We start from the raw sequence: 13,311 nt of genomic DNA, 5'->3' as shown, positions 1-13,311 counted from the left end.
TTAGATCTCAGATTCGTTTCGTCATGCGTCCTTCCTGACCAGCGCCACGGCGCCGAGAGCACAGACGACCAACGCCCACGCTGCGATGAGCCAGCCGGCTCCGGGTTCGGGCGCCGCGACCTGGACGCCGTACCAGCGCGTGGCAGCGGTGCCCGGGAGATAGCGGGCGAGGCCGGTGAGTGGGGTGAGGAGCGGCGGTGCGATGACCAGCAGGCCCAGGGCCGTTCCCAGGGTGGGGATGAGGTGACGTAGAACCAATCCGAGGCCGCCGGCCATCAGGCCCACCGCGGTGAGGTAGCCGACGGTGAGGGTGGTCAGGCGGGCTTCCCCGGCGGACCAGGTGGCCCCGGCGACGTGGAATGTGATCAGCATCGAGACCAGCGAGATCGCCGCGGTGGACGCCGTAAGCGCCAGCAGTTTCGCCGCGACGAGGTCGGCTCTGCGGGGGACTGCGGCCAGCGAGACCACGATCTGGCGTGAGGTGTACTCGCTCGTCGTCGCGATGACGCCCAGCACGATGGGCCCGGCCTGGACGTAGTCGGGTACGAGGGCGGCCATGTCGACGGGGGTGAGCATCATCTCAGGGGTGGTGCGCAGGGTTGCGGCCACGATCCCGGCCATCGCCCAGGTGGCGACCGCCACCAGTGGCACCTGCCAGAGGCTCCAGAGCTTGCGCAGTTCGGCATCGACCATGCCGGCGATCCGGGTCATCAGGCGTCCCGAATGATGTAGCTGATCGCTGTGGCCGCAACGGCAGCGGCTCCCCAGATGGCCAGGACGACCAGGCCCGCCGACGGCTCCAGGGGGTGGGTCATGGGGTGCTCGGAGATGAAACTCGGGTACGCCGCGAGGTCGGGAAGGTACTTGGCGAAGTCGGTGACCCGGGACGCAAGCAGGCTGAAGGAGATCATCGACGCGTTGGTGATCAGCAGCACCATGGGCACCACGCCGTTGCGGGTGAGCGCGGTGAGACCGAGGGCCAGCAAGGCCATACACACCCAGTAGGCCGTGACGCCGACGCTCCTGGACAACATGTCGGGGAAGGCGGACGCGTACCGACCCAACCCGGCGCGCGACACGGTCACGGTCAGCGGAATCGTAATGGCGGCCATGACGGCGGTGCAGGCCGTGACCGCCACGATCTTGGCCGCGATCACCTGCCCTCGTCGCGGCATTGCGACCATGGTGCTCAGTAGCTGACGGCTCCCGCCGCTGTGCTGGCCACTGCGCGTGTACTCCGATGACACCGCGACGACCGCCAGCACGATCACGCCGACGATTCCCAAGGTGAGCTGGCCGAAACCCTCGTCGACCGTTGATGTGCTGAGGAGACCGTCCAGGCGACCCGTGTCGAGGGCGCGGCGCAACATGGCGGCGTTCGCGGAGGCCAGCGCGGGCGGAAGCCCGATGGTGAGTGCGACGGCCAGCCAGACCGCCGGCAGGGTGACGAGTTTGCGGAACTCCGCGTCGAGCGCCGCGATCACCGGGCACCGCCGGCCTGGCAGGACGACGACGCGGTGCTGCCCTCGCCGCCGGTGAGCGCGAAGAAGGCGTCCTCCAGGCTGGTATGCGCGCCGGTCACCTGCGCCAGCGTGCCCGCCGCCCGGATGCGGCCGCGATGGATGACGACGACGTCGTCCGCGATCTCGGCGAGCTCGCCCATGAGGTGGCTCGACAACAAGACGGTTCCGCCCGCGTCCGCATGACCCCGCAGAAGTCGTCGCAGCCACCGGACGCCCTCCGGATCGAGCCCGTTGACGGGCTCGTCCAGCACCAGCACCGGCGGCTCACCCAACAGGGCCGTCGCCAGCCCGAGCCGCTGGCCCATTCCCAAGGAGAAGGTGCCGACGCGCCGGCGGGCCGCCGACTCCAGACCCACCACCTCGAGAACGGTGGCGATGCGGTGGCGCGGGATGCGGTTGCTGGCGGCCACCCAGCCGAGGTGCGCCCGCGCCGTCCGTGACGGATGGGCGCCGCTGCCGTCGAGCATCGATCCCACCTCGACCAGGGGGCGCGCGAATGAGGCGTAGGGGCGCCCGGAGAAGGTGGCGGAGCCCGCGGCGGGCCGGTCGAGGCCCAGCAGGATGCGCAGGGTGGATGACTTCCCCGCACCGTTGGGCCCGACGAAGCCGGTCACCCGGCCGGGTTGGGCGGTGAAGGAGACGTCGTGCAGCACCTCAATGCTGCCGTGTCGTTTGGTGAGTCCGGTTACCTCGATCATGACATTCAGGTTCTCGTGCCGGACGCCGCCCGCCATCGCCCCTGGGGGTGGAGCGGCCCGTCGGCCTCAACCCTGGGGGTGTCAGCCCCAAGGCTGAGGCCCCGCCCGAGGCCTTTCGGTAGGCTCCCGGCATGGTCCGCCGCCACTCGATCGTCGGCGTGGCGAGCGTGGCGCTGGTGCTTACCCTCGCCGCGGTGCTGTTGGCTGTGGGGATGCCGGATGCGCCCCCGTGGGGGACGGTGCTCGCCCTGTCCGTGGGGGCGGGTGCGGTGCTGTGGGCATTGCGGCAGTCGTGGCACGACCGCCGCCGGTTCGAGGAGGCGCTACAGCGGCAGGCTGCCGACCAGGCGGTTGCCGCCGAGCGCCTGGCCATCGCGCGCGACCTGCACGACCTCGTCTCGCACGGGCTGGGACTCATCACGCTGCGGGCCTCGGTCGCTACCCGGCTGGCCGACCGCGACCCGGCCACCGCGCCGGACGCGCTGCGAGATATCGAGCGGGTCAGCCGCGCCACCACGACCGAGATGCGGCGCATGCTCCACGTCCTGCGTGGCACCGGCGATGCGCCCCGCGAACCGACACCCGGGTTGGAGGCGATCCCCGAACTGCTGAGCCGTGCGCGTGCCGCCGGCCTGGACGTCCGCTGGACCGGTGAGGACGTCCGGTCGAACAGCGACGGGGTGGCACTCACGGCGTACCGCGTGGTGCAGGAGGGGCTGAGCAATGTCGCCCGCCACGCGGGCCAGACGCAAGCCGATGTCAGCCTGCGTCACACCGGAACCACGCTCGAGGTGCGCGTCAGCGACGCAGGCCGCTCCGCCCACTGGACGCCCCGCCCGGGAGCCAATCACGGCCTGCTGGGTCTGCGGGAACGAGCCGGGGCCCTCGGGGGCACGGTGGAGGCCGGCCCGCGCGGCGACGGGTGGTTGCTGACCGCTTTTCTTCCCGATCCATCGGAGGTCGGCGATGACTGAGATCCGCGTCGTGCTGGCCGATGACCAGACTCTGCTGCGCCGATCATTGGCCGCACTCATCGACTCCGAACCCGACCTCACCGTCGTCGGCGAGGCGGCCACCGGGGCGGACGCGATCGCGGTGGCGCGGGCGACCCGCCCCGACCTGGTGCTGATGGACATTCGCATGCCCGAGATCGACGGACTCACGGCCACCCGGCGTCTGTGCGCCGACCCCAACCTCGCCGGGACCCGCGTCGTGGTGCTCACGATGTTCGAGCTGGATGAATATGTCGTCGAGGCACTGCGGGCGGGGGCGTCCGGGTTCCTGCTGAAGGACACCCCGCCCCAAGCGCTGGTGGACGCCCTCCGCACCGTGCATGCCGGGCGGGCGCTGCTCTCGCCGCGGGCGCTGGGCGTCCTGGTCGAGCGGTCGCTCCCGACGGCCGGCCCCCGGGGCAGTCTTGACGGATTGACCCCACGCCAGACCGAGATTCTCACCCTGGTGGCTCGCGGGCTGTCCAACGATCAGATCGAGGCCGAGTTGCGGATCACCAGGGCCACGCTCAAGACGCACATCTCGGCGCTGCTCGCCCGCCTCGGTGCGCGGGACCGCGCGCAACTCGTCATCGCCGCATACGAGGGCGGACTGGTCGTGCCCGGTTGCAGCGGTCCGGCCTGATCGCGCGGACGCGCCGGGCTCACCCCGTCAGCTCGGCGAGCTCTTCGCGCATATTGGTCCGCGCGGGGCGTTCCCACAACTGGATGCCGGCCGGGGTGCGGAACAGGGGCCGGCGCGCCAGCAGCGTGCGCAGCACGGCGGCGCGTCCGGCGGCGAAGGTGTCGGCGTCCAGGTGGTCGTATTCGAGGCGGACGTCGCGCGCGTAGACGTGGTAGCGGCCCGGCAGCGCGCCCAGGATGGACAGGTCGGCGTCCACCAAGGCGGCGCCGCGTGCGTCGCCCGGGGCGGGATCGTGGGTGGCGGTGAGCCGCACCAGGCGGGCGACCTCGGCGACGTCGGCGTCCGGTAGCAGGCCGTCCAGCCGTTGCTCGGCGAGTACGGCGGACGCCTCCTCGTCCTCGCCGGCCCGGCCGGTGTAGACCGCATCATGGAACCAGGCGGCCAACTGCACGACCGGATCGTCGTCGACGTCGAGGGCGGCCAACGCCATCAGGCAGGACGCCAGGTGGCGCAGGTCGTGGTAGCGCCGGTGCGGCTCGCTCCAACGGGCCAGCAGGTCGTCGCGCAGACCGCGCTCGGCGGGCAGCAGTCCCGACCAGGCCCGCCGCAGCCGGTCGGACGCCTCCGCGCGGCTCGGCGTCTTCTGCGCGGGCCGGACGCGTAGGCCGGCGGTCCGCAGCCGACGCAGCAACTCCGTCGACGGCACCAGCGCCGCGCCGAGCGCGACCAACTCGTCGTGGCGCGCCAGGGGATAGTCGTAGTGATCGTGGTCGAAGGAGCGCGCGGGCAGGCCGGCGGCGCGGGCGAAGGTGTGCAACTCGGCGAGCGAGGCGTCCGAGACGAGATGTCCCCACAGGGTGCCGTGCGCCGGCCAGCGCGGCGCGTCCAGCAGGATCATGGCTGCGGACGCCGCGCCCGCGCCCGCGCGGCGTGCAGCGCGATGATCACCAGCGTGGTCGCGATGCCGCCCAGGAAGCCGCCGAGGTGGCCCTGCCACGAGATGCCGGCGCTGCCCATGATGGTGATCACCACGTTGATGCCGATCCACATCAGCACCGATTGGGCGTTGCCGCGCAGCCGCAGCACCAGCACCAACAGTGCCCCCATCAGCCCCGAGATCGCGCCCGAAGCGCCGAGGGTTGAGGTCTCCGGCGCCGACAGCAGCAACACGAAGACGGACGCGGTGAGCAGCGAGACGCCGTAGACGGCCAGGAAACGGGTCCGACCCAGTACCCGCTCGACCATCGGCCCGATGAACCACAAGGCGAGCATGTTCATCGCCAGATGCAGCAAATCGACGTGGGTGAACGCGTTGGTCACGATCTGCCACCAGCCGCCGTCGAGGGGGCCGGGCAGGAACGTGCCCCCCGCGCCCGCGCACTGGAGCGCGGAGACGCCGACGTAGCTGCCGGCGGGCAGGTCGCAGATGCCGCCGGGGGTGAGAGCGAGGATGCCCGTGAGGCGTCCCTGACCGCCGCCGGCGAGCAGGATCGCGAGCCACACGGCGACGTTGAGGCCGATCAGCACCAGCGAGGTGAGGGCGGGGTTCGCCGAGCGGCGTCCGCCGAAGGGGCCTTCCGCCTGCCGGGTGAGGGCCATGCCCTGCGCGACGCAGGCGCGGCACTGGAAACCGACCGGCGCCTCGACCATGCATTCGCCGCAGATCGGGTTGCCGCAGCGCTGGCAGCGGACGCCCGCCGCGCGGTCGGCGTGGTAGGCGCACGGCGGCGGAACGGACGGCTGCGGCGTGCTCGGGGGCGGCCAGGTGGGTGGGGGAGCCTGCCAGCCCGCGGACGGGCCCTGCGCCGGGGGCGGCGGCCACCCCTGCGGTGGTGGTTCCTGCGGTGGCCACCCCTGCGGTGGCTGGGCCTGGAAATCGGGGCCGCTGGGTGGGGTGCTCGTCACCCGTCCACCCTAATCGCCGGCCCCTTTCCGCCGAAGCGCGCGTGCGGCGTCCGAGGAGTACCGGCGCGTTCGCAACCCAATAGTTACTTACCTACGTTCAGTAGTTACTGGCGCCGGACTAGGGTTTCGACATGGTGGAGGATGCTCGCAGCCCGGTCGTCGAGATGGAGCAGGTCAACAAGTTCTTCGGCGACCTCCACGTGCTCAACGACATCAACCTCGTCGTCGACAAGGGCGAGGTGGTTGTCGTGATCGGCCCGTCCGGGTCAGGAAAGTCGACCTTGTGCCGCACGATCAACCGGTTGGAGGCGATCAACTCCGGCACGATCCGCATCGCGGGGGAGACGCTGCCCGAAGAGGGCAAAGCGCTCGCCGAACTGCGCGCGAAGGTCGGCATGGTCTTCCAGTCGTTCAACCTGTTCGCGCACAAGACCATCCTGGAGAACGTGACGCTGGGGCCGCTGAAGGTGCTCAAGATGCCCGCAGCCCAAGCCAAGGAACGCGGCATGGAACTGCTCGAACGCGTCGGGGTCGCCAACCAGGCCGGCAAGTATCCCGCCCAGCTCTCCGGCGGCCAGCAGCAGCGCGTGGCGATCGCGCGGGCGCTGGCGATGAATCCGATGGTGATGCTCTTCGACGAGCCCACCTCGGCGCTCGACCCCGAGATGGTCAACGAGGTGCTCGACGTGATGGTCAGCCTCGCCAAGCAGGGCATGACGATGATCGTGGTCACCCACGAGATGGGCTTCGCCCGCAAGGCCGGCGATCGCGTCGTGTTCATGTCGGACGGCCAGATTGTCGAGACCAACACCCCTGATGAGTTCTTCACCCACCCGCAGACCGCCCGCGCTCAGGATTTCCTGTCGAAGATCCTGACCCACTGATCACCCGGCGCCGCCGGCGCCGTGGGGTACGACCGAGTGAACGAGAGGACACACACTCATGGCACGATCCAAGATGTGGGCGCTGGCGGGGGCCGCTTCCGCCCTCGCGCTCGTCCTGACAGCCTGTTCCAGCCCCTCCGGGACTCCGGCCCCCGGCGGCGGTGGCGAGAAGATCAAGATCGGCATCAAGTTCGATCAGCCCGGCCTCGGCGTCCAGGAAGGCAACACCTTCACCGGCTTCGACGTGGAGGTCGCCAAGTACGTCGCCAAAGAGATGGGCTATGCCGAGAACCAGATCGAGTTCGTCGAGGCCAAGTCGCCGCAACGCGAGACGATGATCCAGGCCGACCAGGTCAAGCTCATCTTCGCGACCTACTCGATCACCGACGCCCGCAAAGAGAAGGTCTCCTTCGCAGGGCCCTACTTCATCGCGGGCCAGGATCTGCTCGTCCGCACCGACGACACCTCCATCACCGGCCCTGACTCCCTGGCCGGCAAGAAGGTGTGCTCGGTGGCGGGCTCGACCCCGGCGCAGAACATCAAGAAGGAGCAGCCGAACCTCGACCTCGTCGAGTACGACGCCTACTCGCTGTGCGTGTCGGCGCTGGAGTCCGGCGGTGTGGACGCGGTGACGACCGACAACGTGATCCTGGCCGGCTACGCGTCCCAGCCGCAGTACACGGGCAAGTTCAAGGTGGTCGGCAAGCCGTTCACGACCGAGCGCTACGGCGTCGGTCTCAAGAAGGGCGACACGGCGACCTGCACCAAGGTCAATGAGGCCCTGACCAAGATGGTGTCCTCCGGCGCCTGGGCGAAGGCGCTCGACGACACGGCGGGCAAGTCGGGCTTCAAGCCGGACGACCGCAACCCGCCGGCCCTGGAGGCCTGCAGCTAGGCGACCGTCTCGAAGGCCGGCCGCCCACGGCGTGTGGGCGACCGGCCCGGGCCGGCGACACGCACACCCGGCCGCGACCCGCCTGACCGACGCGAAGGAGGATCCATGGACCGTCTCAGCCAGATGCTCACCGACTACAACGTCCTGGGCGCGTTCTGGATGACCATCCAGCTCACCGTCTGGGGCGCGCTCGGCGCGCTGATCCTCGGCACGATCATCACGATCATGCGCGTCTCCCCGGTGGCGGTGTTCTCGAAGGCGGCGGCCCTCTACACCAACGTCATCTTGTACACGCCGCTCACGCTGATCGCCTTCTTCTTCGCGTTCGGCGTCTACATGAAGATGCAGTTGTCGCTCGCACCCTTGTCGGAGCCGACGCGGGTGCACAACTACTTGATGGGCATCGTCGCCATCGCGGTCTACCACAGCTCCTTGGTGGCCGAATCGTTGCGTTCGGGGATCAACACGGTGCCACCCGGCCAGGCCGAGGCCGCCCGCGCGATCGGGCTCGACTTCGGCCAATCGCTGCGCGAGGTGATCCTGCCGCAGGCGTTCCGCGGCTCGATCGCCCCGCTGGGCAACACGATGATCGCCCTGTGCAAGAACACCACGGTCGTGGCCACCATCGGTGTGGCCGAGTCTGCATTCGTGATGAAGGAGATGATCGAGATGTACTCCGACCTGATCATCCCGATCTTCGTGATCATGGCCACCGGCTTCGTCGTCCTGACCCTGCCGCTGGGCTTGCTGTTCACCTGGTGGAGCAAGAAGGCGACGGTGCTGCGATGAGCGTCCAGAACGTCCTGTTCGACCTGCCCGGCCCGAAGGCCCGTCGCCGGTACGCCCTGCTCGCCGTCGCCGGCATCGTCGCGATCGCCGGACTGCTGGCCGGCATGCTGTGGCTGCTGCGCGCCGAGATCACCCCCGAGCGCTGGACGCCCTTCCTCAACCCTGTGGTCTGGACGGCCTACGTGCTGCCCGGCCTGCAGGCGACGCTGATGGCGGCGGCGATCAGCGTGGTGGCGGCCGGTCTGCTCGGCGTCCTGCTGGGCATGGGGCGCCTTTCGCCGCGCCGGATCCTGTCGGTGATCTCGGGCGTGGTGGTGGAGTTCTTCCGCTCGGTGCCGGTGCTGCTGATGATGATCTTCGCCTACTACTTCTTCATCTACTCGCGCGTCCTCACCGGGCCTGCGGCGTCCTTGGCCGGTGTGGTGACCGGCCTCACGCTGTACAACGCGTCGGTGATCGCCGAGTTGGTGCGCAGCGGCGTCCATGCCCTGCCCAAGGGGCAGACCGAGGCCGGGCTCGCCATCGGGCTCACCCGCGGCCAAACGTTGCGGATGGTGCTGCTGCCGCAGGCGATCCGGGCGATGCTGCCCGCCCTGGTCAGCCAGCTGGTCGTCGTGCTCAAGGACACCGCGCTCGGGTACATCATCACCTATCCCGAACTGTTGCAGTCGGCGCAGCGGATCTCGGCCAACTACGGCAATCTGATCGTCGCCTACTTCGTGATCGCGGTGATCTTCATCCTGATCAACTGGGCGCTGGCCGGGCTCGCCGACCGCGCCGAGCGCTGGGTGGCCAACCGTCAGGCGGGAACCGTGATGACGACGACCAATGAGTCAGTGGCGCTGGTGGCGGGCATGCGGCCGGTCAAGCCGATCGATCACATCGAGGACGAGCCCCCACGCTGAAGCAGCGGGGGCGTCGCTCGGGTGGGGTGGCGGGGGACCCGCCGGCACTCGGCTCAGTACCAGCCGTGGGCCTTCTTGAACGACCAGGCGCCGCAGGGCGTCCCGAAGCGCTCCTTGACGTACTTCAGGCCCCACTTGATCTGGGTCGCGGGGTTGGTCTTCCAGTCCGCGCCCTCGCTGGCCATCTTCTTGCCGGGCAGGGCCTGCGGGATGCCGTAGGCGCTCGAGGTGGGATTGTCGGCGGTGGTGATCCACAGCGACTCGCGCATGATGATGTTGTCGTAGCAGGAGAACTGATCCTCGCCCCAGCCGTAGAGGTCGCGGGCCAGCTTGCGGGCCAGCTCCTTGTTCTGCGCCGGAGTGCCGCCCTTGAGTGCTTCGGCTTCGGCCTTCTCGGCGGCGGCCTTGGCTTCGGCCTCCGCCTTCTCGCGGGCCGCCTTCTCTTCGGCGAGGCGCTGCGCGATCGCGGCGTCGGTCTCCGAGATCGCCTCGGCGGTCGCGGTCAGCGTCGCGTTGCGGGCCTCCACGGACGCGAGCATTTCCGCATCTAGGGCCTCCCGGGCCGCCGCACGGCTGATCTCGGCCTCGCTGCGCGCGTGGGCATCGCTCAGCAGCTCGGCGGACGCCTCGTGCACGGCAGGGTCCGTGGCGGTGGCGACGACCTCGGCCGGCGTGGTCGCGATGACGATGCCGGCGGAGGCGCCGATCGCGAGAGCCAGGGTGGAGACCGCGAGCGCGCGGAGCGGAGTGACGAAGCGCATGAATATGATGATTACATAAGAAACCCATTTAGGAAAATCTCAGGTTCGTGGTGGGGGTTGCGGTGAAGCACCCGCACGGCGTAGGAGACTGACATGAGCCTGCTCGATGCGCCCGTCCTCGCCCACGTCGTCCGCGGGGGCGTGATCGAGTCCGTGCACCGGGGGATCGCGGTGGTCACCGACCCCGGCGGGGCGGTCGCGCAAGCGTGGGGAGACCCCGGCACCGCCGTGTTCCCGCGCTCCTCGTCCAAGCCGATACAGGCCGTGGCCGCGCTCCGTGCGGGCGCTGATCTGGCCGGTGCCTCCCTGGCGCTCGCGTGCGCCTCCCACTCCGGTGAGGACGCCCACCTGGACGGCGTCCGGTCGATGCTCGCCCGCGCCGGACTGAGCGAGGCAGACCTCGACAACACCCCGATGCGTCCCCTCGGCGAGGCGCCGCTGGCCGCCTGGTTTGCCGCCGGGCGTCCGCCGGCGAGCATCGCCCAGAACTGCTCGGGCAAGCACGCCGGCATGCTGATCGCCTGCCGTGCCGCCGGATGGCCGACCGCCGGCTACCGGGACCCGGGCCACCCCCTGCAACGACTGATCGCGGACACGATCGAAGACCTGGCCGGCGAGACGATCAGCGCTGTCGTCACCGACGGCTGCGGTGCGCCCGCGCACCGGATCCCCCTCGCCGGGCTCGCCCGCGCCTTCGGACGCCTCGCCGCGGCGGCGTCCGGGTCTGAACGACGGGTGGCCGACGCGATGCGCACCCACCCCTGGTTCGTCGGCGGCACCGGACGTCCCGACACCGGCATCATGACCGATGTGCCCGGCCTGATCGCCAAGGAGGGCGCCGAGGCCGTGTTCGCGCTCGGTCTGCCCGACGGGCGCGGCATCGCGGTCAAGATCGCCGATGGCGCCCGCGCCGGACGCGTGGTCGCCGGCGCGGTCCTCGCCTGGCTCGGCGTCGACCCGGACGCCGCCGCTCGGCTCGGCACCGTCCCCGTGCTGGGCCACGGTGTGCCGGTCGGCTCGGTCGTGGCAGTGCTGTGAACTATTCCGGGGGGTGGCACCCTGTTGCCGGTTGGAGCTGCTGCGTACCGTTGAACGGGTGACGCATTCCGACGATGAGGACTGGTTGTACCGGCGCGGTCGCTACTCCGCCGGGGGGCGGCCGCGACCGCCGGTCCCCGAACCCGGCGCGCCCGCACCACGCGACGCCGCCGGCCAGGCAGGCGGCCACACTCCCGATCCGGCCGCGGGCCAGGAGCCGCGCTACGCCGCGCCAACCCCTGTCGGCCACTACGGTCCCGACGGGCGTCCGCTCGACGGTGGCACCGCAGCGCCCCGCCGATCCCCGGTCTCCCCGCCACCCGTGGCCCCGCCGCCGGTCGCTCGGCCGGCCCGCGCCCCGCGCGCGAAGCGGCGGCGTCCGGGCCGGGTCATCCTCGGCCTGCTCGCCCTCCTGCTGCTCTACGTCATCGCCGTTCCGCTCGCCACCTGGCCGTTCGTCACGCGGGTGAACGCGGCCCCGGCCGGGAACCGCCCCGCGGACACACCCGGACACGTGTTCCTGCTGGCCGGCTCTGACTCCCGCGAAGGCATGTCGGACGCCGACCGCAAGCGCCTCGGTACCGGTGAAGCCGTCGGGCACCGCACCGACACGATCATGTTGCTCTATGTGCCCACCGGCGGAAAATCCGCGCTGATCTCGCTTCCGCGCGACAGCTACGTCACCATTCCCGGCCGCGGGAAGAACAAGATCAACGCCGCCTACGCCTTCGGCGGCCCCTCCCTGCTCGTCGCCACGGTCGAACAGAACACCGGACTCAAGATCGACGGCTTCGCCGAGATCGGCTTCGGCGGGTTCGAAGGCGTGGTGGACGCCGTCGGCGGCATCGAGATGTGCCCCGCCAACGCCATCAAGGATCCGGCGTCCAACCTCGACATTGCCGCCGGCTGCCAGCAGATGGACGGCGCCACCGCGCTCGGCTACGTCCGGATGCGCAAACTCGACCCCGACGGAGACTTCGGCCGCGCCAAGCGGCAGCGTGAGATGGTCACCGCGCTGGCGAAGAAATCGCTGTCGCCCGCCACCGTCCTGCTGCCCTGGCGCTGGTGGGGACTCAATTCCTCGCTGGCCCGTGGCGTCACCGTGGGGGAGGAGGTCGGTGCCGGCGAACTGGCCGCCCTCGCGTCCGGCGCCGCCAAAATGGCCATCGGTCAAGGCGAGATGATGGTCGTCCCGATCGGCAACCCCGACTACACCACCCCCGCCGGGTCGAGCGTGCTGTGGAACGCGACCAAGGCCAAGGCCCTGTTCGATGCGATGGCGCGCGGTGAGGGCGATCTCTCCGCCTACGCGTGATTCCTGGTTAGTAGGTGCTCGTCCTCACCTCTTGTCGCCCGGTTTCCGCACCGTCGCCCTGTTTCCTGCCCGGGCGACTGTTCCGGAGCCGGGCGGTGCGGCGGGCGTTCGTGCGTATCCCGGGCGTCCGTGCGCAACCCGGGCGTGAGTGGGACTAGCTCTCGGAGAAGCGCTGGTTCATCTCCAGGGCGGGGAAGGACTCGGCGGGGAACGACACCAGCTTCGCCGGGACGCCGGCGACCGTGGAGTGCGGCGGCACATCGTTGAGGACGACCGAGCCGGCACCGATCTTGGCGCCCTCGCCGACCCTGATGTTGCCCAGCACCTTCGCGCCCGCGCCGATCATGACGCCGCGCCCGATCTTGGGGTGGCGGTCGCCGCCGGTCTTGCCGGTGCCACCCAGGGTGACCTCGTGCAGCATCGAGAAGTCGTCCTCGATCACGGCGGTCTCGCCGACCACCACCGAGGTGGCGTGGTCGAACATGATGCCGCGGCCGATGCGGGCGCCCGGATGGATGTCGACGGCGAACACTTCCGAGATCCGGCTCTGCAGCCACAGCGCGAGCGCCTGGCGGTCCGAGACCCAGAAGTGGTGGGCGATCCGGAAACTCTGGATCGCATGGAAACCCTTGAAGTACAGCAGCGGCTGGCTGTAGCCACGGGTGGCCGGGTCGCGGGTGACGACTGCCTGCAGGTCGGCGACCACCGACTCCTCGATGTAGTGATCGCCGACGAACGCCTCGCCGATCAGGTCGAGAAGCGTCAGCGGTGACATGACCGGGTTCGCCAGTTTGTGCGCCAGCAGCGATCCGAGGGAGTCCATCAGCGAGGTGTGCCGCAGGATCGCCTCGTGCAGGAAACCGCCCAGGCAGGGTTCGGCGTCCGCGTCACGGGCGGCCTCCGCGCGAATGGTGGGCCAGATGTCGTAGTCGGCGACGGGCTCGGTCATGGCGTCTTCCTTCG

The 13,311-nt window shown here is 70.2% G+C and carries 15 protein-coding genes; 8 read left to right on the top strand and 7 right to left on the bottom strand.

Annotation, left to right across the window (positions count from 1 at the left end; genetic code table 11):
• Nucleotides 1–21: 21 nt before the first annotated feature.
• From QM708_RS07560 to QM708_RS07550, 3 genes are read right to left on the bottom strand one after another with little or no spacing between them, the layout of a single operon-like run.
• Nucleotides 22–711 (bottom strand): hypothetical protein, encoded by a 690-nt coding sequence (locus QM708_RS07560; protein WP_415106211.1) that lies wholly within the window; start codon nucleotides 709–711, stop codon nucleotides 22–24.
• The gene (locus QM708_RS07555; protein ID WP_415106208.1) at nucleotides 711–1,484 is read right to left on the bottom strand and encodes a hypothetical protein; all 774 of its coding nucleotides are present in this window, start codon (nucleotides 1,482–1,484) and stop codon (nucleotides 711–713) included. Before QM708_RS07555 ends, QM708_RS07560 begins: the two co-directional genes overlap by 1 nt.
• Entirely contained in the window at nucleotides 1,481–2,221 is a 741-nt protein-coding gene (locus tag QM708_RS07550; protein WP_415106206.1) for an ABC transporter ATP-binding protein, read from the bottom strand. The genes QM708_RS07555 and QM708_RS07550 overlap by 4 nt, the downstream gene beginning before the upstream one ends.
• Nucleotides 2,222–2,352: 131 nt before the next feature.
• Between QM708_RS07550 and QM708_RS07545 the strand changes: the two genes are divergently transcribed.
• Together QM708_RS07545 and QM708_RS07540 are read left to right on the top strand one after the other, a co-directional pair.
• A complete protein-coding gene (locus QM708_RS07545) occupies nucleotides 2,353–3,195 on the top strand; it encodes a sensor histidine kinase (RefSeq protein WP_415106203.1) in 843 nt (280 codons plus the stop codon).
• Nucleotides 3,188–3,856 (top strand): response regulator, encoded by a 669-nt coding sequence (locus QM708_RS07540; protein WP_415106200.1) that lies wholly within the window; start codon nucleotides 3,188–3,190, stop codon nucleotides 3,854–3,856. Before QM708_RS07545 ends, QM708_RS07540 begins: the two co-directional genes overlap by 8 nt.
• A gap of 19 nt (nucleotides 3,857–3,875) precedes the next feature.
• On the opposite strand, the gene QM708_RS07535 is transcribed toward QM708_RS07540, so the two are convergent.
• Entirely contained in the window at nucleotides 3,876–4,754 is an 879-nt protein-coding gene (locus QM708_RS07535; protein ID WP_415106197.1) for a DUF4031 domain-containing protein, read from the bottom strand.
• Nucleotides 4,751–5,761, bottom strand: coding sequence for a rhomboid family intramembrane serine protease (locus QM708_RS07530; protein WP_415106194.1), 1,011 nt, complete (start codon nucleotides 5,759–5,761; stop codon nucleotides 4,751–4,753). The genes QM708_RS07535 and QM708_RS07530 overlap by 4 nt, the downstream gene beginning before the upstream one ends.
• A gap of 164 nt (nucleotides 5,762–5,925) precedes the next feature.
• Between QM708_RS07530 and QM708_RS07525 the strand changes: the two genes are divergently transcribed.
• The 4 genes from QM708_RS07525 to QM708_RS07510 all read left to right on the top strand — a co-directional run bounded on the left by QM708_RS07525 (nucleotide 5,926) and on the right by QM708_RS07510 (nucleotide 9,234).
• Nucleotides 5,926–6,645, top strand: coding sequence for an amino acid ABC transporter ATP-binding protein (locus QM708_RS07525; RefSeq protein ID WP_415111351.1), 720 nt, complete (start codon nucleotides 5,926–5,928; stop codon nucleotides 6,643–6,645).
• A 58-nt stretch (nucleotides 6,646–6,703) separates the two neighbouring features.
• Nucleotides 6,704–7,540, top strand: a complete 837-nt coding sequence (locus QM708_RS07520) for a glutamate ABC transporter substrate-binding protein (protein WP_415106192.1) — start codon at nucleotides 6,704–6,706, stop codon at nucleotides 7,538–7,540.
• A gap of 105 nt (nucleotides 7,541–7,645) precedes the next feature.
• The gene (locus tag QM708_RS07515) at nucleotides 7,646–8,329 is read left to right on the top strand and encodes an amino acid ABC transporter permease (protein ID WP_415106189.1); all 684 of its coding nucleotides are present in this window, start codon (nucleotides 7,646–7,648) and stop codon (nucleotides 8,327–8,329) included.
• Nucleotides 8,326–9,234, top strand: a complete 909-nt coding sequence (locus QM708_RS07510) for an amino acid ABC transporter permease (RefSeq protein ID WP_415106186.1) — start codon at nucleotides 8,326–8,328, stop codon at nucleotides 9,232–9,234. Before QM708_RS07515 ends, QM708_RS07510 begins: the two co-directional genes overlap by 4 nt.
• A 53-nt stretch (nucleotides 9,235–9,287) precedes the next feature.
• On the opposite strand, the gene QM708_RS07505 is transcribed toward QM708_RS07510, so the two are convergent.
• Entirely contained in the window at nucleotides 9,288–9,995 is a 708-nt protein-coding gene (locus QM708_RS07505) for a hypothetical protein (protein ID WP_415106184.1), read from the bottom strand.
• A gap of 93 nt (nucleotides 9,996–10,088) precedes the next feature.
• Between QM708_RS07505 and QM708_RS07500 the strand changes: the two genes are divergently transcribed.
• On the top strand, nucleotides 10,089–11,033 hold the full coding sequence (locus tag QM708_RS07500; RefSeq protein WP_415106181.1) for an asparaginase: 945 nt from the start codon (nucleotides 10,089–10,091) through the stop codon (nucleotides 11,031–11,033).
• A gap of 58 nt (nucleotides 11,034–11,091) precedes the next feature.
• Nucleotides 11,092–12,348 carry an LCP family protein gene (locus QM708_RS07495; protein WP_415106178.1) on the top strand — a complete coding sequence of 419 codons (1,257 nt, stop codon included), beginning with the start codon at nucleotides 11,092–11,094 and terminating at the stop codon, nucleotides 12,346–12,348.
• Nucleotides 12,349–12,502: 154 nt separating this feature from the next.
• Here the strand turns inward: QM708_RS07495 and cysE are convergent, their stop codons facing one another.
• Nucleotides 12,503–13,297 (bottom strand): serine O-acetyltransferase, encoded by a 795-nt coding sequence (cysE, locus tag QM708_RS07490; RefSeq protein WP_415106175.1) that lies wholly within the window; start codon nucleotides 13,295–13,297, stop codon nucleotides 12,503–12,505.
• Nucleotides 13,298–13,311 lie beyond the last annotated feature (14 nt).

It is taken from the genome of Propioniciclava sp. (assembly GCF_047602245.1).
In the GTDB taxonomy this organism is placed as follows: domain Bacteria; phylum Actinomycetota; class Actinomycetes; order Propionibacteriales; family Propionibacteriaceae; genus Propioniciclava.
This window is presented reverse-complemented; position numbering and strand designations above follow the sequence as displayed.